This window comes from uncultured Brachybacterium sp. (assembly GCF_947500705.1).
Classification (GTDB): Bacteria; Actinomycetota; Actinomycetes; order Actinomycetales; family Dermabacteraceae; genus Brachybacterium.
In genome coordinates this window covers 257,606-276,565 of the sequence record NZ_CANMSY010000005.1, presented here as the reverse complement: position 1 = coordinate 276,565, position 18,960 = coordinate 257,606, and the positions used below count along the sequence as shown (strand labels likewise).

Genomic DNA, 18,960 nt, shown 5'->3' with positions numbered 1-18,960 from the left:
GTGGGGTGACCTCGCATCCGGCAGGCGCGCCGAGCTCATCCCGCCCGGCAGGGTCACGCGGGGCGGGCGTCGCTCGGGCTCGCGTCGTCGCTGTGGACCAGGCTTATCGAGTTGATGCAGTACCGCTGGTCCGTCGGGGTCGGGAAGCCCTCGCCCTCGAAGACGTGACCGAGGTGGGAGCCGCAACCGGCACAGCGCACCTCGATGCGCCGCATCCCCAGGGAGGTGTCCTCGATCAGCTCCACGGCGTCGGAGTCCGTGGGGGCGTAGAAGGCGGGCCAGCCGCAGTGGGCGTCGAACTGGGTGGTGGCGGTGAACAGCTCGGCGCCGCAGCCCTTGCAGGCATAGGTGCCCGCCGAGCGGACCTCCTCGTACTCACCGGTCCCGGGGCGTTCGGTGCCGCCCTGACGGAGTACCTGGTACTCGCCGGGAGAGAGGCGCTCTCGCCACTCGAGATCGCTGACGGAGATCGGGTACGGACGGGTGCCGATGGGGTCGGTGGACATCTGGAGGCCTCCGATTCTGCGACGCCCGTGGGCGCCGCTCAGACGAGCTGGCGATCGCTCAAGCAGGATGATGAACGAGGCGTTCACAGTCTCGATCCTAGCCCGCCGATAGGATGCGCGGTATGACGCGTGACCTTTCCCGTTCCCGCCGGACGACCGGCTCGATCGTCCGCTACTTGCCCCGTCCGCCTCGTCCTGACCAGGCGCGATGGCCGGAAGTCGCGGCATATGGGGCCGTCGGCGCAGCCTCGATGTTCGCGCTCAGCGGAGGTCTGCTCACGGTGGGGGCGCGGGTGATGGCGAGGCTGCCGCTGGTGCCCCGTGAGACCTTGCGCGGCCGCCGGGACGTGGCTGTGCGTGCGGTCTACCCGGATCGGGTCCATCTGGACGACACCAAGGCCGCTCGCCGCGGAGGGGTGCTCGCGCTCCGCCAGGGCGGCGGCACCGTCCACGTGCGGCTGGGACCGGTCGACGGCCGGCCGACGCCCACCACCGTCTCCCGCCCGCGATGGGCCGACGACACGGCCGAGCCGCTCGAGGTCGACCGAGCCGCGAGCAACGGCTTCTTCTGGGCCGGGACCCCGCAGACCGCTCACGGCCTGCCCACCGAGGAGGTCGAGATCGACTCGCCGGTGGGGCACATGCCCGCGTGGCTGGTGCGACCCGAGGCAGCAGACGGCTCTGCCGGGGGCAACGAGAACACCTGGGCGATCCTCATCCATGGGCACGGCTCCGCGCGCGGTGAGGCGCTGCGCGTGATCCCACTGCTGCACAGGCTGGGGCTCACCAGCCTCACGATCACCTATCGCAACGACGTCGGCGCGCCGTCCTCCGCGGACCGCATGCACCATCTGGGAGCCGCCGAGTGGGAGGACACCGAGGCCGCGATCGACTATGCACTGGCACAGGGGGCACGACGGATCGTGCTGGTGGGATGGTCGATGGGCGGTGGCATCGCACTGCGCGCCTCCGTGCGCTCCGCGCATCGAGACCGCATCGCCGCGCTGGTGCTCGACTCCCCGGCAGTGGACTGGCAGGACATCCTGGTCCACCACGCGACCTCTCTCAAGGCCCCCGCCCCCATGCGGCAGCTCGCCCTGTGGATGATGACCTCCCAGATCGGTGCCCGGATGGTGCGCCTGCATGAGCCGCTCGCACTGCATGAGATGACACCCCCTTTCTACGCCGAGCACCTCACTCATCCCACGCTGCTCTTCCACGCCCTCGACGACGAGACGGTTCCGCCGGAGCCCAGCCGGCAGCTGGCTGCGCTGCGCCCGGACCTCATCGAGTTCGTCCCCTTCGAGGGCGCCTCGCACACCCGGGAATGGAATCGCGACCCGGCTCGCTATGAACGGCTGCTCGCGGACTACCTGGTGCAGACGCTGGGGCTGGAGGAGTCCGTGGGCAGGGTCGAGGTGCCTGTGCGCGCCCCCGCCGCACCTGCTCTCGAAGGATCGATCGGGCTCCGGCTCTGACGTCGCCGGCGGGCGGGAGCCTGGCCACTCCCGGACCGGGTGGCACTGTGGTCCCGCTCATCGCTCGCCGGTGCCGGGCGGGCAGAGTCGGCGGGCGAGGGGCCCCGCCCCCTACACTGACCGGCGTGACCGATGCATTGAGCGACCGCCGGCCTGCGCCCTCCCTCGAGCGCCTGCTCGCAGATCTGGTGCCGCCGCCGCGGTTCGCCCGGGCGCGGCTGGAGAACTACGTCCCGGATCCTGCGTTTCCCTCCCAGGAGGAGGCCAAGCAGCGCATCACCGCCTTCGCCGCCGAGCTCGGACGGCCGCGCGGCGGCTTCCTGTCCCGTCTGCGCCGGAAGCCGGAGCCCGCGCTCGGCATCTACCTCGACGGCGGCTTCGGCGTCGGCAAGACCCACCTGCTCACCTCTCTGTTCCATGCGGTCGAAGGGGCGCGCGTCTACGGCACCTTCGTGGAATACACCGATCTGGTGGGGGCTCTCGGGTTCCAGAAGGCGGTCGACCTGCTGGGCGAGTCGCAGCTGGTGTGCATCGACGAGTTCGAGCTCGACGATCCCGGGGACACGCTGCTGATGACCCGTCTGATCCGGGAGCTCTCCGACCGCGGCGTCGCCATCGTCGCCACCTCCAACACCCTCCCCGATGCGCTCGGCGAGGGACGATTCGCCGCCCAGGATTTCCTCCGGGAGATCCAGGCCATGGCCGAGCGGTTCCAGGTGCTGCGGATCGATGGTGAGGACTACCGGCGGCGTGATGGGGTCAGTGAGATCTGCGCCCTCCCCGAAGCGGAGGTGGCTGAGCACGCCGAGTCCACCCCGGAGGCGACACTGGACGCCTTCGACCCGTTGCTGGCGCACCTGAGTACGGTGCACCCCTCGCGCTACGGCGCTCTGATCGATGAGGTCTCCTCCGTCCACCTCACCGGCGTGCACGGGCTCACCCGCCATCATGATGCCCTGCGCTTCGTGGTCCTGGTGGACCGGCTCTACGACAGGGAGGTGCCGTCACTCGTCGCCCTCGAGGCGAGCGGCGGCGAGCGCAGCGGGGACGGCGCGCCTCGGGTGTTCGATGATCTGTTCTCCGCGGAGCTGCTGCGCAGCGGCTACCGCAAGAAGTATCTGCGCTCGCTCTCGCGACTCGCCTCGCTGGCGAACGATGGCGCGCAGCTGCTCCGCACAGGCAGCTCCGACGCCGCTTCCTGATCCGCTCCTCAGCCGGCGGCGAGGGGACGCATCACCACGGCGCCGGGGCCGGGCATCGAGAGCCTGCCGTCCGGTGCTTGTGTCAGATCGCCGAAGGAGGCGAGCACCTCGGCGGCACGGAGGTCCACCTCCAGCGGGCCCGGCCCCCGATGGGCGAGCACGGAGAGCTCACCGCGATGCAGCAGCACGGTCTCCTCGGAGAGCACCTCGACCCTGGTGCGGCGAAGATCCGGATCATGGAGGTCCGCCTGCTCCCGACGCAGGGAGATCACCGCGCGATACCACTGGAGCATCTGGGCATGGCTGCCCTGGTCCCGTTCCTCCCAGCGCAGCATCGAGGACTCGAAGGTCGCTCGGGACTGCGGGTCGGGGACCTGCTCGGCCCAGCCCATGGCGGCGAACTCCGCGACCCGCCCGGTGCTCACCAGCTCGCCCAGCTCGTCGTCGTGGTCGGTGAAGTAGGTGAACGGTGTCGAGGCCGCCCATTCCTCGCCCTGGAACAGCATCGGGGTGCCCGGTCCCAGCAGGATCAGGGCGATCGCTGCGGCCTGCTGCGCGGGGTCGATGCCGTGGTGGATGCGATCGCCGCTCGCACGGTTGCCCACCTGGTCATGATTCTGCAGGAAGGTCACGAAGGAGTGGGCGTCGTAGTCGGAGGATGCCGGATCGACGGCAGCCCCCCATACCGAGTCGCGGAACGTGGAGAAGGTGCCTGCGTGGAGGAAGACCCGCTGCAGCACGGCGGCGAGCGTCCGGGCGCTTCCGAAGTCTCCGTAATAGCCTGCTCGCTCGCCCGTGATCCAGGCGTGGACCCCGTGGTGGACATCATCGGCCCACTGCATGTCCATGCCGAGGCCACCGGCGGCGGTGGGGGTGACCGTGGCCGGGTCATTGCGGTCCGACTCCGCGATCAGCGTCAGCTCACGGCCGGTCTCCGCCTCCCAGACGGCGACCGCCCCGGCGAGCTCGGCCAGGAAGTGCTGAGGGGAGTCGTCCTGCAGCTCGTGGACCGCGTCCAGCCGCAGCCCGTCCAGGCCCACGTCCACGAGCCACTGCCGGACGCTGCCCAGCAGGAAATCGCGCACCTGGCGGGAGCCGGGCTGGTCGAGGTTGACCGCCTCGCCCCACGGGGTCTCGTGCTGGTCGGTGAAGTAGGGGCCGAACCTGCCCAGGTAGTTCCCGGAGGGACCCAGATGGTTGTGGACCACATCGAGCAGCACCGCCAGCCCTCGCGAATGTGCGGCCTCGACGAATCGGGCCAGTCCGGCGTGCCCGCCATAGGCGGCATGGACCGCGTAGAGGCCCACTCCGTCATAGCCCCAGCCGCGATCGCCGGGGAAGGTCGCCACCGGCAGCAGCTCGATCGCATCGACGCCCAGCTCGACCAGTGCGTCGAGCCGCTCGATGGCGGAGTCGAAAGTGCCTCCGCGCCCGTCCGGCCCGGAGGTGAAGGTGCCGACATGGAGCTCGTAGAGCACGCGTCCGCGCAGGCTGCGACCTTCCCAGGAGGTCGCAGAGCGCAGGGATCGGGGGTCGATGACCTCGCTGTCGCCATGCACGCCGTCCGCCTGGGACAGGGACCGCGGATCGGGCAGCCACAGCTCGTCCTGATCGAGGCGGAAGGCATAGCGGGCACCCGGCACAGCGGCTACCCCGGGCAGCGCGAACCAGCCGTCCCGGGTGCGGCTCATCGGGTGGACGGCGCCGTCGATCCGCACCTCCACCTCCTGGGCGGCGGGAGCCCACAGCTCGTAGCGGTCGTAGCGGCGGGGTTCCGGTGGGGTCAGCGAAGTCGGGGAGGTCGGGGATGTCGGGGAGGTCGGCGTGGTCGGTGGGGTCACGGAGCGGTCGGTCATCGGGAATCCTCCATTCCTGCGGTGCGCACCAGCAGTGCGACGGGCCAGGCGTCGAGCAGTGCGCCGAGGGTCACCTGACCGCCGTCGAACTCGGCGCCGCTGAGCGCATCCCGCCAGCGTCCGGGCGGCAGCGCGATCCAGCTGTCTCCCCAGCCGCCGCGTTGGGCGAGTCCATGGGCGAGACGGGTGACGACGGTGACGACCTCGACCTCCCCCTCCTCGACCGCGCGACCGAAGGCGACTGCATGTCCGGTGGTGGTCGGCAGCGGGCGATAGCTCGCGTCCCGTCCCTGGAAGAGTTCGGGGCGCGCCCTGCGGAGCACCAGCGCACGGTGGGTGAGCCAGAGCTTCTCGTCGGCGATCCCGTCGGGCCCGGCCCCGTCGATCATACGTGCCAGCCGCTCCTCATGGAGGGCGTGGTCCACGGGGCGCCGGTTGTCCGGATCCACGAGGGAGAGATCGATCGACTCATTGCCCTGGTACACATCCGGCACGCCGGGCATCGTCAGCTGCACCAGCTTCTGCCCGAGGATCGCGCTGCGCTGTGCGGCGGCGGTGCGGCGTGTCCAGTCGGTGAGGATGCGCTGCACCTCAGCGGATTCCAGGGCCGCACGTCCCAGGGTCAGCACCTGCTGCTCGTAGTCCGCATCCTGCTCGGTCCAGGTGGTGAAGCTCTTCGCCTCCCGCATGGCCTTGAGCAGATAGCCCTCGAGCCGCTCCGCACTCAGCGGCGCGGCCGACGACCCGGGAAGCTCCCAGCAGCCGGCGAGGGTCTGCCAGAGCAGCAGCTCGATCGCCCCGTCGACCCGGTCCCCGCGGTGCTCGGCGGTGGCCCGGTCGAGGTCCTGCACCACCAGCGCCCATTCCAGCGGCTGCTCGGTGAGCACCGCGAGCCGAGCACGGACGTCCTCGCTGCGCTTGGTGTCATGCGTGGACAGGGTGGTCATCGCATCGGGGCGGTGGAGGACCATCGACAGCGCATGATCATGCAGCTGGTCCGGTTCGACCCCGATCCGGTCCGGGTCCGCGCCGACCTCATTGACCGGGAGGAAGCGGGTGTAGCGATAGAAGGCGGTGTCCTCGAGCCCCTTGGCGTGGACCGGGCCGCAGGTCTGTGCGAAGCGCACCACCACCTCGTCCCGCTCGGCGCTGCGCGTGCGGCCGGCGCTGCCCACCTCGTCCCCGCACACCATCGCGAGCACCGTCTCCAGGGTGGTCACCACGTCTTCGTCCTCACCGAGCCGTTGCCGCGCCCGTGCCGCCGCCTGCTCGAGGACTGCCCGTTCGGAGCCGGGGGCCGGCTCGCCGGGGACGATGTAGGCACGGTAGCGGTCCATCGAGCCGAGCAGCGCGACGATCACCTTCTGCAGGTTGCGACGGGTGGTGTCGCGCAGGCGGATGTCCTCCTGGCAGATGCGGTGGATCAGGGTGGTCAGCCGTTCGACCTCCGCCCACAGGCTGGTGGAGACGATCAGGTCCGTCGACTCCTCGGCGACCTCCTCGAAGGGGCGCAGGTCCCCGGTGCGCCGCTGCCACAGATGCGTCAGCCCGATCGCACCATGGGGGTCATGGAAGAGCCCTCCCACCCGCCAGAGGGCGTCGTAGCCGGTCGTCCCCGCGCAGGGGAAGTCCCCGGGCAGCTGCTCCTCGCCCTCGAGGATCTTCTCGACGACGGTCCAGGCACCGCCGGTGGCGCTCTCGAGATCTCGGAGGTAGCCGCGAGGATCGGCCAGGCCATCGGGATGATCGATGCGGTAGCCGTCGATCACGCCTTCTCCCTGCAGGCGCAGCAGCGTCGCATGGGTCGCCTCGAACACATGCGGCAGCTCCACCTGGAGCCCGGCGAGGGTGTCCACATCGAAGAAGCGGCGGTAGTTCAGCTCCTCATCGGAGACCTTCCAGTACGCCAGGCGGTACCACTGCCGCTCGAGCAGATCGGCCAGGCCCAGGTGCTCGGTGCCGGCGGCGACAGGGAGGACATGGTCGAAGTAGCGCACCACGGTCTCCACGGCCGTGGTGCCGTCGGCCTGGGGGATCTCTTCGGGACCCACGGTGATCTCCCCGTCGGCCAGGACCGCCCCGATCGTCCTGCCGAGCACGGGCACCAGGATGGAGAGCTCGGCCGAGGGGTCCAGGTCGAACCAGTCGGCGAAGGGGGAGCGGGGCCCGTCCCGTAGCACCGACCACAGGGCGCGGTTGTGCCAGATCGGGGTCGGGATCGCCATGTGGTTGGGCACCACGTCGACGATCAGCCCCATCCCGTGGGCGTGCGCGGAGTCGGCAAGCCGGCGCAGCGCCTCCTCCCCGCCGATCTCCTCGCTGATCCGGGAATGGTCGACCACGTCATAGCCGTGGGCGGAGCCAGGAGCGGCCTGCAGCACGGGGGAGCAGAACAGGTGTCCTACCCCGAGCCGGGCCAGATACGGGACCACGGCGGCGGCGTCGTCAGCGGTGAATCCCTCATGCAGCTGCAGGCGGTAGGTGGAGGTCGGCACGGGCCGGAGGGCGCGCAGGGCGCCGGTCGTGGTCGCGGCCTCAGGCCTCCGGGCGGCGGGACGAGGAACGGTGTCGGTGCTCACGGGTCGTGCTCTCCTTCATCACAGCCCCGGCGCAGCGTCGCTGCGCCGGGGCAGGGCGAGACGGTCTCAGGCGCGGATGGGGCGGATCTCTCCCTGGTCCTCGCGGTTCTCCCGCAGGACAGCGGCGTCCTCACCCTGCTCCTCCTGCAACGGCGGGCGCAGCAGGATGAGCAGGGAATGGGCCGGTCGGCTGATCGTCTGCCCGGCCTCGAGCACGTCCCCGACATCGATCGTGCCACCGGTGCCCAGCTCGACCTTCCACTGCGTGCCGTGCTCAGCCGAGGGCAGGGTGAAGTCCACGGGGTTGCCGGAGGCGTTGAACATCACCAGCGCCGATTCGTCGACGATGCGCTCGCCGCGGAGGTTCGGCTCCGGGATCGCGGAACCGTTGAGGAACATGGCCAGGCACTTGTTATGTGGATCCTGCCAGTCCCCCTCGGTCATCAGTGCCCCGTCGGTGCCGATCCAGACCACGTCCGCGAGCGAGGAGTCGGCACCGTCGCGCACCACCCCCTGCAGGAAGCGACGGCGCCGGAAGATCGGATGATCCTTCCGCAGCGTGATCATCTGCTGGGTGAACCAGAGCATCTCCATCTGGTACGGGTTCAGCTCCCAGTCCATCCACGCCAGCTCATTGTCCTGGCAGTAGGTGTTGTTGTTGCCCTTCTGGGTGCGGCCCATCTCGTCCCCGTGCAGGAGCATCGGCACGCCCTGGCTCAGCAGCAGCGTGGCCATCAGGTTCTTCATACGACGCAGGCGCAGATCCAGCACCTCCGGATCCTCGCTCGGACCCTCGACCCCGGAGTTCCAGGAGCGGTTGTGGCTCTCGCCGTCCTTCCCGCCCTCTCCGTTGTCCTCGTTGTGACGATCGTTGTACGAGACCAGGTCCCGCAGCGTGAAACCGTCGTGCGCGGTCACGAAGTTGATCGAGGCGATCGGGGTGCGCCCAGTGTGCTGGTACAGATCCGAGCTGCCTGCCAGACGCGAGGTGAACTCCCCGATCGTGCCGGGTTCGGAACGGTGGAAGTCCCGCACCGTGTCGCGGTACTTGCCGTTCCACTCCGACCACAGCGGGGGGAAGCCGCCCACCTGGTAACCGCCCTCGCCCAGGTCCCAGGGCTCGGCGATGAGCTTCACCTGGGAGATCACGGGATCCTGCTGGATGATGTCGAAGAAGGCCGAGAGGCGGTCCACCTCGTGCAGCTCACGAGCGAGGGTCGAGGCGAGGTCGAAGCGGAATCCGTCCACGTGCATCTCGGTGACCCAGTAGCGCAGCGAGTCCATGATCAGCTGGAGCACGTGCGGGGTGCGCATCAGCAGGGAGTTCCCGGTGCCGGTGGTGTCGTAGTAGTGAGCCTTGTCCTCTTCGACCAGACGGTAGTAGGCGGCGTTGTCGATGCCGCGGAAGCACAGGGTGGGGCCCATCTGGTTGCCCTCGGCGGTGTGGTTGTAGACCACGTCGAGGATCACCTCGATGTCCGCCTCGTGGAGGTTCTTGACCATCTGCTTGAACTCCTGGACCTGCTGACCCAGCTCCCCGGCGTGCGCGTACTCGTTGTGCGGGGCGAAGAAGCCGATGGTGTTGTAGCCCCAGTAGTTCCGCATGCCCTTCTCGACCAGGTGGCCGTCCTGCACGAACTGATGGACCGGCATCAGCTCGACCGCGGTGATGCCGAGCTCCTTGAGGTGATCGATGATCGCCGGGTGGCCCATCGCGACATAGCTGCCCCGGATGTCCTCATCGATGTCCGGATGGAGCATCGTCAGGCCCTTGACGTGAGCCTCATAGATCACGGTGTCGTGGTACTCGTGGGCCGGCGGGTGGTCATTGCCCCAGTCGAAGAAGGGGGAGACGACCACCGAGTGCATGGTGTGCTCGCCGGAGTCCTCGGTGTTGCGGGCCTTGGGGTCCTCGAAGTCGTAGCTGTAGAGCGAGGGATGGTTGCTCGCCATCCCGGCGATCGCCTTCGCATAGGGATCCAGCAGGAGCTTCGAGGGATCGCAGCGATGCCCTGCGGCTGGGTCATAGGGGCCGTGCACACGGAAGCCGTAGCGCTGGCCGGCCTGCACCGACGGCAGGTAGACGTGCCACACGTAGGCGTCGACCTCGGTGATCTCGACCCGGCGCTCGGCGCCGTCGTCGTCGATCAGGCACAGCTCGACACGCTCCGCCACCTCAGAGAAGAGGGCGAAGTTGGTGCCGGAGCCGTCGAAGGTGGCACCCATGGGGTAGGACTGTCCAGGCCAGATCTGCATAGCCCCAGAGTAGACGGCTTCTGGCTGGACGTGACCCGGAGGTGCGGCACTGCCCACATATCACATCGCTGATCCGAGGAGCCGCTCGCGCATCTCCGTGATGCCTCTCCCGTACGCAGACAGGCAGTGCACAGGGAGAGTGGCCGTGCAGGGAATGACGAAGGCCCCCTCGGCGTACCGAGGGGGCCTTCCGTGGTGGGCGATACTGGGATCGAACCAGTGACCTCTTCCGTGTCAGGGAAGCGCGCTACCGCTGCGCCAATCGCCCCCTGCGTCCGAGGACGCGAGAGAGGGGTGGAGCGGACGACCGGATTCGAACCGGCGACCCTCACCTTGGCAAGGTGATGCTCTACCAACTGAGCTACGTCCGCACATCGGCTGGGCCGACGAAGGAAGACAATATTCTGCTCCTGCCCGCTTCGCAAATGCTGGGACCGCACAGTGTTCGAGGTCACCGCGATATCTGTCTGCACTCTGTCTGCACTCCGTCTGCGTTCTGTCTGCACCCGAGGCGGTGGTTGCTGCGGCGGGGACCCTCGGTCGATCCCTCCGTGCCTCGTCCGTGCCTCGGATGCTGTCGGACGGTCGTGCGCAGCAGGCGCGGGCCAGAGGTGCGGGCGAGGGCTGCCGGAGCCGAGGACTGGTGGCAGAGATCCTGCCGCCGGCACAGGGCGGCATCGATGCGGAGCTGCCGAAAAACTTGCCAGGACGTAGGTCACACCCGGATCGGTCCAGGGCACTGCGGAAACCATGTAAGATTCTTCTGGTCCACTCGAGAGGGTGGCCAGCACCTTCGGGCGATTGGCGCAGGGGTAGCGCGCTTCCTTCACACGGAAGAGGTCACTGGTTCGATCCCAGTATCGCCCACGGCAGGATCTTCGGATCCTTGTCATGCGGACGTAGCTCAGTTGGTAGAGCATCACCTTGCCAAGGTGAGGGTCGCCGGTTCGAATCCGGTCGTCCGCTCTGGGAGCGGCGCAACCGGCGATCGTCGGGAGCGCCTTTTCCTTTGGTGTGGCACATCCCGGTGGGTTGGCCGAGTGGTTAGGCAACGGCCTGCAAAGCCGTGTACACGGGTTCGAATCCCGTACCCACCTCCGTCGGCATCATGACGATGCCGTTCCGGGCGATTGGCGCAGCGGTAGCGCGCTTCCCTGACACGGAAGAGGTCACTGGTTCGATCCCAGTATCGCCCACCACGAAGAAGAGCCCTGGTCCCTCGGACCAGGGCTCTTCTGCTTCTCGCCGTCCACCCTCCCCTCGGTAAGGAGGCTGCTCGCCTGCGTGCTTCGCGGGCCGCTAACATCATCCGTGGAGCCGGCATCGTCGGCCGGCTCGACCCGAACAGAAGGAGACCCCGTGGCTCAGATCGCCATCACCCTCGACGGATCACCCCAGCACATCGACGAGGGGACCACGGGCACCGAGCTCTTCGCGGGCACCACCTCGATCATCGCCCTGCGCATCGACGGCGAGCTGCGCGATCTGTACAGCCCCCTCGCTGAGGGCCAGGTCGTCGAGGGCGTCGACATCTCCAGCCCCGACGGGCTGTCGATCCTGCGCCACAGCGCGGCACACGTCCTCGCCCAGGCGGTGCAGAAGACCGATCCCGACTCCAAGCTCGGCATCGGCCCGCCGATCACCGACGGCTTCTACTACGACTTCGACGTCTCCGAGCCGTTCACCCCGGAGTCCCTCAAGGAGCTCGAGAAGGAGATGAACCGGATCATCAAGTCCGGTCAGCGGTTCGTCCGCCGGGAGATCTCCGACGATGCGGCGCGTGCCGAGGAAGCGGCAGAGCCTTACAAGCTCGAGCTGATCGGCCTGAAGTCCACCGCCGGCGACGCCGCCGAAGGGGCCAGCGTCGAGGTCGGCGAGGGCGGTCTGACCATGTACGACAACGTGGACAAGAAGGGCCAGACCGTCTGGACGGATCTGTGCCGCGGCCCGCACCTGCCCACCACCAAGCTCATCGGCAATGGCTTCGCGCTCACCCGCTCCGCCGCTGCCTACTGGCGGGGCAGCGAGAAGAACCCGATGCTGCAGCGCGTCTACGGCACCGCCTGGCCCTCCAAGGACGAGCTGCGTGCCCACCAGGAGCGCATCGCCGAAGCCGAGCGCCGCGACCACCGCCGCCTCGGCAACGAGCTGGACCTCTTCTCCTTCCCCGACGAGATCGGCTCCGGACTGCCGGTGTTCCATCCCAAGGGCGCGATGATCAAGATGGAGATGGAGGACTACTCCCGCCGCCGGCACGTCGAGGCCGGGTACTCCTTCGTCTCCACCCCGCACATCACCAAGAAGAACCTCTTCGAGACCTCCAAGCACCTCGAGTGGTACGCCGACGGCATGTACCCCCCGATGCACGTGGACGAGGAGGTGGATGCGGACGGCAACATCACCAAGCAGGGCCAGGACTACTACCTCAAGCCCATGAACTGCCCGATGCACAACCTCATCTACAGCTCGCGCGGCCGTTCGTACCGCGAGCTGCCGATGCGGCTGTTCGAGTTCGGCAGCGTCTACCGCTACGAGAAGTCCGGTGTGGTGCACGGCCTGACCCGTGCTCGCGGGTTCACCCAGGACGATGCGCACATCTACACCACCCGTGAGCAGATGCGCGAGGAGATCGCCTCGACGCTCGACTTCGTCCTCGGGCTGCTGAAGGACTACGGCCTGGACGACTTCTACCTCGAGCTCTCCACCCGCGACCCCGAGAAGTCCGTCGGCGATGACAGCACCTGGGAGGAGGCGACCCGCACCCTCGAGGAGGTCGCCACCGCCTCCGGACTGGACCTGGTGCCGGACCCGGGCGGCGCCGCCTTCTACGGGCCGAAGATCTCCGTGCAGGCGAAGGACGCGATCGGTCGCACCTGGCAGCTGTCCACGATCCAGCTGGACTTCTTCGAGCCGGAGCTGTTCGAGCTCGAGTACACCGCGTCCGACGGCTCCCGCCAGCGTCCGGTGATGATCCATCGCGCGCTGTTCGGCTCGATCGAGCGGTTCTTCGGCGTGCTCCTGGAGCACTACGCCGGGGCGTTCCCCGTGTGGCTGGCCCCGGTGCAGGTCGTCGGCATTCCGGTGGCGGCGGAATACGTGCCCTATCTCGACGAGGTGGCCACGAAGCTCCGCGCCCACGGCATCCGCGTAGAGGTCGACTCCTCGGACGACCGCATGCAGAAGAAGATCCGCACCCACACCAAGGAGAAGGTGCCCTATCTGCTCATCGCCGGCGGCGAGGACCAGGAGAAGGGCGCGGTCTCCTTCCGCATGCGTGACGGCAGCCAGGACAACGGCATCGATGTCGATACCGCAGTCCAGCGGATCGTCGAGGCTGTGACGACGAAGGCCCAGGTGTGAGCTCGGATCCCGAGCCCGTCGTCGAGGACGCCCGCAATTTCGCGGGCGTCCCCGACGACACCGAGAGGCTGTGGACCCCGCACCGGATGGCCTACATCGGCGGGGAGAACAAGCCGCAGGATCCCCACGACGATCAGCAGTGCCCCTTCTGCGCGGCACCGCAGCGCTCCGACGAGGAGTCGCTGATCGTCCACCGGGGGGAGACCGCCTACGTGATCCTGAACCTCTACCCGTACAACGCCGGCCACCTGCTGGTGTGCCCTTTCCGGCATGTCTCGGACTACACCGACCTGGATGAGGCCGAGGTGCTCGAGGTCGCCGAGCTCACCCGGACGGCGATGCGCGTGATCCGCGAGGTGTCGCGGCCGGCGGGGTTCAACCTCGGCATGAACCAGGGCGAGGTGGCGGGGGCCGGGATCGCCGCGCACCTCCACCAGCATGTGGTCCCGCGCTGGCCCGGGGATGCGAACTTCCTGCCGATCGTCGGCCGCACGAAGGCGGTCCCGATCCTGCTCGGGCACACCCGTCAGCTCTACGCCGACGCCTGGCCCTGAGCTACCATGACCGAGGCCGTGCCGACGCTGAACCGTGAGGCCCCCGGACAGCGAACTCATCGGCCGCACCGACCGGGGGAGAGGCGGGACCGACCGTGACGAGCGTGACCGGCGCACCGCCCCACCCTGCTCCGCCCTCTCGATCGGGTGACCCCTACGGCTATGACGTCGAGCGGGTGGATCCCCGAGCTCCCGGGCAGATCGGGGAGGGGAAGGCGCAGCGCGCGAAGCGGCGACGTCCCTGGGTGCGCTGGGTGCTGTTCGCACTGTCCTTCCTCGGGCTCGCGGTCTCGGCGCTGGCGCTGTACTTCTTCGTCATCCTCCCGCTGGGCTTCGGCACCTCTCTGGTCGCCTTCACGGCCGCCCTGGTTCCGGTCGCGCTGGTCCTCGGCGCGGTGTGGTGGATCGACCGCTACACGCCGCAGCCCCGCATGTCGCTCGTCTACGCCTTCGCCTGGGGTGCGATCGGCTCGGTCCTGCTCACCCTCTGGTTCGGCGGCTACTTCACGGCGTGGATCACCCCGACGGAGACGAACCAGCTGATCGATTCGTTCCTGGGCGCCGTCATCCAGGCTCCGGTGATCGAAGAGGCCATGAAGAGTGCCGGGATGATCGGCCTGCTGATCTGGGGGCGTCGCTATATCGCCGGCCCGATCGACGGTGTGGTCTACGCGGCGCTGATCGCCGGAGGCTTCGCCTTCACCGAGAACATCCTCTACTTCGGCAACTCGTTCCACCAGGCACAGGCCGCCGGTGAGGTCGCCGTCTTCTGGCAGACCTTCTTCCTGCGCGGAGTGCTCTCCCCGTTCGCCCATGTCTCCTTCACCGCCCTGTGCGGACTGGGCCTGGGGATCGCCGCCGAACGACGATCGCTGATGCTCTACTTCGGCCTCGGCGCGGGTGGCCTGTCACTGGGCATGGTGCTGCATGCGCTGTGGAACGGCTCGACCTTCTTCATCCCGGTCGACCCCGCGGCACCCCTGGCGGGCTTCCTGCGCTACTACGTCACGGTGCAGGTGCCGATCTTCGTGCTGCTGGTCGCGATCGTGCTCTTCCTCCGACTGCGGGAGAAGCGCATCCTGCGCCGCCAGCTCGCGGAATACGGGAGGGCCGGCTGGTTCTCGCCCGACGAGGTGGAGCTGCTGGTCTCGATGCGTCGCCGCCGACGGGCCGAGCGCTGGGCGGCCCGCCACGGCGCCGTGTCCCGGATGGCGATGCGAGATCTGATCCGGACCTCGATCGCGCTGGGGATCGAAAGGCACAGCGTGCTGTTCGGCACGCCGAGCGCGAAGACACGTGCACGTGAGCGCGAGCTGCTCGAGACGGTCACCGCCGACCGTCGCCTGATCGGCTCGCTGACTGCGCCCGTCGTGCGAGGCTGAACGGGTTTCGCCCGCCAGCAGCCCGCTCCTCGTGGCCATGTCTCCTGGAACATTCCTGCACTGGCCTAGAATGGGACGGCAATTCGCCGCCGTTCGGCGGCAGAGCCGGGAGGAGAAAGATGTCGGGGCATTCCAAGTGGGCGACCACCAAGCACAAGAAGGCCATCATCGATGCCAGACGAGGCAAGCTGTTTGCCAAGCTGGTCAAGAACATCGAAGTTGCCGCACGCATGGGTGGTCCTGACCCTGTCGGCAACCCCACCCTCTTCGACGCCATCCAGAAGGCGAAGAAGACCTCCGTGCCCAACGACAACATCGACCGCGCCGTCAAGCGTGGCGGCGGGCTCGATGGCGGAGGCGTCGACTACGAGACGCTGATGTACGAGGGCTATGCCCCCGGCGGTGTCGCAGTCCTGGTCGAGTGCCTCACCGACAACAAGAATCGTGCCGTCTCCGAGGTCCGCCTGGCCTTCAACCGCAACGGCGGCAACATGGCGGAGTCCGGCTCGGTGTCGTACCTGTTCGAGCGCAAGGGCGTGGTCGCCGTCTCCAAGGCAGAGCACAGTGAGGACGAGCTCCTCGAGGTGGTCCTCGATGCCGGCGCCGAGGAGATCAACGACGAGGGCGAGACCTTCGAGATCCTCTCCGAGGCCACCGACGTGGTGGCCGTGCGCACGGCGCTGCAGGAGGCGGGCATCGACTACGACAGCGCCGAGGCGCAGTTCGTGCCCACCATGCGCACCCCGGTGGATCTCGAGGGTGCGCAGAAGGCTCTGCGCCTGATCGAGGCGCTCGAGGACAGCGATGACGTGCAGAACGTCTTCTCGAACCTCGACATCCCGGACGACGTCGCAGCCCAGCTCGCGGACTCCGAGTGATCCACGGGGACGGCGCGGCCTCCGGCAGCGAGGGCGCGCCGTCCGCTCGGGGGCGCAGGCGATGACCACGCTGCGCGTGCTGGGCGTCGATCCTGGGCTGACCCGCTGCGGGATCGGGGTCGTCGATGCCCTCGGCGGCCGCCGCGCGAAGCTCGTCCATGCCGGGGTGATCGTCTCCTCGGCGGATTCTCCGCTCGACCAGCGACTGCTGACGATCGCTCGCGGCCTGCGCGCCGTGCTCGAGGAGTTCGGACCCGACACGGTGGCCGTCGAACGGGTCTTCAGCCAGAACAACATCTCCACCGTGATGGGCACCGCGCAGGTCTCGGGCATCGCGCTGCTGGAGGCCGCCGAGCGCGGCATCCCGGTCGCGCTGCACACCCCCTCGGAGGTGAAGGCGGCGGTGACCGGCAGCGGCCGGGCTGACAAGAAGCAGATCCAGACCATGCTGATCAAGCTGCTGGGGCTCGATACCGCACCGCAGCCGGCCGACGCCTCCGATGCGGTGGCGATCGCGCTGACCCAGCTCTGGCGCGGCCCCGGTCCGGTGGCGCTCGATGCCGGCGGGGGAGCGCGCACCAGCGCGCAGGCGGTGTGGGCCCGGGCGGAGCGGGAGGCGCGACGCGCCAGGGAACGCTCCTCCTCCCGGCACTGATCGAACGTGTGTTCTAGGATGGCCGGGTGATCGCATCCCTGACCGGGCGAGTCGCCCGTATCGACCTCGACTCCCTCGTGCTGGAGGTGGCGGGGATCGGGTATCTCGTCCGCACCACCCCTGAGGCGCTCAGCGCCACCCGGCACGGCGCCGAGCTCACCCTGCACACCGAGCTGGTGGTGCGGGAGGACTCGATGACCCTCTACGGGTTCCCCCACGCGGAGGAGGCGGAGACCTTCCGCATCGTGCAGTCGGTCTCCGGGATCGGCCCCCGCACCGCGCTCGCGGTGCTCGCGGTGCTCGAGCCCGAGGAGCTGCGTCGCGCCGTCGCGGAGCAGAACGCCAAGACGCTCACCCGGACCCCCGGCATCGGGCCGAAGGTCGCCAGCCGCATGCTGCTCGAGCTCGGCGGCAAGCTGCCCGCACCCACTGCCGTCGCCTCCGGAGCACCGGCGTCGCCGAGCATCCCCCAGGGACCCGACGCCGATGTCGTGGACGCGCTGGTGGGCCTCGGCTGGGCGGAGAAGGCGGCGACCGGAGCGGTCGATTCCGCTCGCGCGGCCGGCGGAGAGCAGCTCGGTTCTGCGGAGCTGCTGCGGCTGGCCCTGCGAGGCCTCGGAGGGCATCGATGACCGAGGACGACACGCCGTCGGTGACCAGCGCCGAGGCGGTGCCACCCGAGCGCGCCGCGGAGGCCGCTCTGCGGCCGCGCCGGCTCGATGAGTTCGTGGGCCAGCAGGTCGTCCGCGATCAGCTGTCCCTGGTCCTCGATGCCGCCGCCGCCCGAGGCAGGCCCCCGGAGCACGTGCTGCTCTCCGGCCCGCCGGGCCTGGGAAAGACCACCCTCGCGATGATCATCGCGGCCGAGCTGGCCGCCCCGCTGCGGATCACTTCCGGACCGGCGGTGCAGCATGCCGGCGACCTGGCCGCGATCCTCTCCTCGCTCGATGAGGGCGAAGTCCTGTTCATCGACGAGATCCATCGCCTCGCGCGCCCCGCCGAGGAGATGCTCTACATAGCGATGGAGGACTTCCGGGTCGATGTGATCGTCGGGAAGGGGGTCGGAGCGACGTCCATCCCCTTGGACCTGCCCCCGTTCACCGTGGTCGGAGCCACGACTCGCGCGGGCCTGCTGCCGGCGCCGCTGCGTGACCGCTTCGGCTTCATGGGCCATCTTGACTTCTACGGGGCCGATGAGCTGCGAGAAGTGGTGCGCCGCTCTGCGCTGCGGCTCGAGATCGAGCTCGAGGAAGCGGCAGGGAGCGAGATCGCCTCTCGCGCCCGGGGCACCCCGCGCATCGCCAACCGACTGCTGCGCCGGGTGCGCGACTGGGCTCAGGTCCGCGGCACCGGGCGCCTCGACCTCGACGCCGCGAAGGAGGCCCTTCGCGTCTATGAGGTCGACGAGCGCGGGCTGGACCGTCTGGACCGCGCAGTGCTCGCCGCGCTGTGCGGGCGGTTCGCGGGCGGTCCGGTGGGCCTGTCCACCCTCGCGGTCGCCGTGGGGGAGGAGACCGAGACGGTCGAGACGATGGTCGAGCCCTATCTGGTGCGAGAGGGCTTCCTGCTGCGCACGCCGCGCGGTCGTGCGGCAGCTCCGTCCGCATGGGCCCACCTGGGCCTCGAACCACCGGAGGGCCCCGGAGGCATCGCGCCCATGCTCGGTCGCTTCTGAGCATCGACGATCCTCCGCTCACCCTGGGAGGCGAGCGACGCCCCGCCGGGTACAGTGGAGCGGTCAATCGTCCGCGGCAGGTCCCGCACCATGCATGAGCATCGTCAGGGCCCGTCCGCCGAAAGGAACCTCGTGGAATCCCTCCTTCCTCTCCTGCTCATCTTCGCTGTCATGATGCTGCCGCTGCTGTTCATGTCGAATCGCCAGAAGAAGATGCAGCAGAAGCAGGCGGATCTGGTCAAGCAGCTCGGCGTCGGCGATGAGGTGCGCACCCATTCCGGCTTCTACGGCCTGATCATCGACTCCTACGACGACATCGTGATCCTCGAGTCCGAGAACGGCGCCCAGACGAAGTGGGCCCGCCAGGCCATCTCCCAGCGGGTCGATCCGGTCGACGAGTTCGTCACCGACCTCGAGGACCACGCGGACGAGCAGAGCGCCGCGGACGAGCACAGCACTGCGGACGAGCAGAGCACCGCGGCCGACGACGCTCGCGAGATCCCCGGCGTGACCGTCGCCGATGAGGGTCTCCGCAGCGATGACCCGCGTCGCGACGACCGCTGAGTCGCCTCACCATCA

At 68.9% G+C, this 18,960-nt stretch carries 14 protein-coding genes and 6 tRNA genes; 14 read left to right on the top strand and 6 right to left on the bottom strand.

Annotated features, from left to right (window positions below):
• Window positions 1-53: 53 nt before the first annotated feature.
• Complete coding sequence (gene msrB, locus Q0937_RS11415; protein WP_299303660.1) at window positions 54-506, bottom strand: peptide-methionine (R)-S-oxide reductase MsrB; 453 nt, start codon at window positions 504-506, stop codon at window positions 54-56.
• Between the two features lie 122 nt (window positions 507-628).
• On the opposite strand from msrB, the gene Q0937_RS11410 reads away from it, so the two are divergent.
• Window positions 629-1,984, top strand: coding sequence for a S9 family peptidase (locus Q0937_RS11410; RefSeq protein WP_299303658.1), 1,356 nt, complete (start codon window positions 629-631; stop codon window positions 1,982-1,984).
• Window positions 1,985-2,109: 125 nt separating this feature from the next.
• Window positions 2,110-3,186: a cell division protein ZapE gene (zapE, locus tag Q0937_RS11405; RefSeq protein WP_299303656.1), complete on the top strand. Its 1,077-nt coding sequence runs from the start codon at window positions 2,110-2,112 to the stop codon at window positions 3,184-3,186.
• A gap of 8 nt (window positions 3,187-3,194) precedes the next feature.
• Here zapE and treZ read toward each other — a convergent pair whose 3' ends face one another.
• From treZ to Q0937_RS11380, 5 genes are all read right to left on the bottom strand, one after another.
• The gene (gene treZ / locus Q0937_RS11400; RefSeq protein WP_299303654.1) at window positions 3,195-5,042 is read right to left on the bottom strand and encodes a malto-oligosyltrehalose trehalohydrolase; all 1,848 of its coding nucleotides are present in this window, start codon (window positions 5,040-5,042) and stop codon (window positions 3,195-3,197) included.
• Complete coding sequence (treY, locus tag Q0937_RS11395) at window positions 5,039-7,621, bottom strand: malto-oligosyltrehalose synthase (protein ID WP_299303652.1); 2,583 nt, start codon at window positions 7,619-7,621, stop codon at window positions 5,039-5,041. Before treY ends, treZ begins: the two co-directional genes overlap by 4 nt.
• A gap of 66 nt (window positions 7,622-7,687) precedes the next feature.
• Window positions 7,688-9,877, bottom strand: a complete 2,190-nt coding sequence (gene glgX / locus Q0937_RS11390; protein ID WP_299303650.1) for a glycogen debranching protein GlgX — start codon at window positions 9,875-9,877, stop codon at window positions 7,688-7,690.
• Window positions 9,878-10,070: 193 nt separating this feature from the next.
• Window positions 10,071-10,145 (bottom strand) — tRNA-Val (locus tag Q0937_RS11385).
• A 27-nt stretch (window positions 10,146-10,172) separates the two neighbouring features.
• Window positions 10,173-10,248, bottom strand: a tRNA-Gly gene (locus Q0937_RS11380).
• 424 nt (window positions 10,249-10,672) lie between these two features.
• Between Q0937_RS11380 and Q0937_RS11375 the strand changes: the two genes are divergently transcribed.
• From Q0937_RS11375 to yajC, 12 genes are all read left to right on the top strand, one after another.
• Window positions 10,673-10,744: transfer RNA gene (locus Q0937_RS11375), tRNA-Val, on the top strand.
• A 26-nt stretch (window positions 10,745-10,770) separates the two neighbouring features.
• Window positions 10,771-10,843 (top strand) — tRNA-Gly (locus tag Q0937_RS11370).
• 60 nt (window positions 10,844-10,903) lie between these two features.
• A tRNA-Cys gene (locus tag Q0937_RS11365) sits at window positions 10,904-10,974 on the top strand.
• Between the two features lie 27 nt (window positions 10,975-11,001).
• Window positions 11,002-11,076: transfer RNA gene (locus tag Q0937_RS11360), tRNA-Val, on the top strand.
• A gap of 160 nt (window positions 11,077-11,236) precedes the next feature.
• Window positions 11,237-13,237, top strand: a complete 2,001-nt coding sequence (gene thrS, locus Q0937_RS11355; protein ID WP_299303648.1) for a threonine--tRNA ligase — start codon at window positions 11,237-11,239, stop codon at window positions 13,235-13,237.
• Complete coding sequence (locus tag Q0937_RS11350; protein ID WP_299303646.1) at window positions 13,234-13,791, top strand: HIT domain-containing protein; 558 nt, start codon at window positions 13,234-13,236, stop codon at window positions 13,789-13,791. The genes thrS and Q0937_RS11350 overlap by 4 nt, the downstream gene beginning before the upstream one ends.
• 104 nt (window positions 13,792-13,895) lie before the next feature.
• Window positions 13,896-15,173: a PrsW family intramembrane metalloprotease gene (locus Q0937_RS11345; protein ID WP_299303644.1), complete on the top strand. Its 1,278-nt coding sequence runs from the start codon at window positions 13,896-13,898 to the stop codon at window positions 15,171-15,173.
• 119 nt (window positions 15,174-15,292) lie between these two features.
• Window positions 15,293-16,051: a YebC/PmpR family DNA-binding transcriptional regulator gene (locus Q0937_RS11340; protein ID WP_299303642.1), complete on the top strand. Its 759-nt coding sequence runs from the start codon at window positions 15,293-15,295 to the stop codon at window positions 16,049-16,051.
• A gap of 61 nt (window positions 16,052-16,112) precedes the next feature.
• Window positions 16,113-16,706, top strand: coding sequence for a crossover junction endodeoxyribonuclease RuvC (ruvC, locus tag Q0937_RS11335; protein WP_299303640.1), 594 nt, complete (start codon window positions 16,113-16,115; stop codon window positions 16,704-16,706).
• A gap of 26 nt (window positions 16,707-16,732) precedes the next feature.
• Window positions 16,733-17,338, top strand: a complete 606-nt coding sequence (gene ruvA, locus Q0937_RS11330; RefSeq protein ID WP_299303638.1) for a Holliday junction branch migration protein RuvA — start codon at window positions 16,733-16,735, stop codon at window positions 17,336-17,338.
• Entirely contained in the window at window positions 17,335-18,381 is a 1,047-nt protein-coding gene (gene ruvB, locus Q0937_RS11325) for a Holliday junction branch migration DNA helicase RuvB (RefSeq protein ID WP_299303636.1), read from the top strand. The genes ruvA and ruvB overlap by 4 nt, the downstream gene beginning before the upstream one ends.
• Window positions 18,382-18,513: 132 nt before the next feature.
• Window positions 18,514-18,945 (top strand): preprotein translocase subunit YajC, encoded by a 432-nt coding sequence (yajC, locus tag Q0937_RS11320; protein WP_299303634.1) that lies wholly within the window; start codon window positions 18,514-18,516, stop codon window positions 18,943-18,945.
• Window positions 18,946-18,960: the final 15 nt, after the last annotated feature.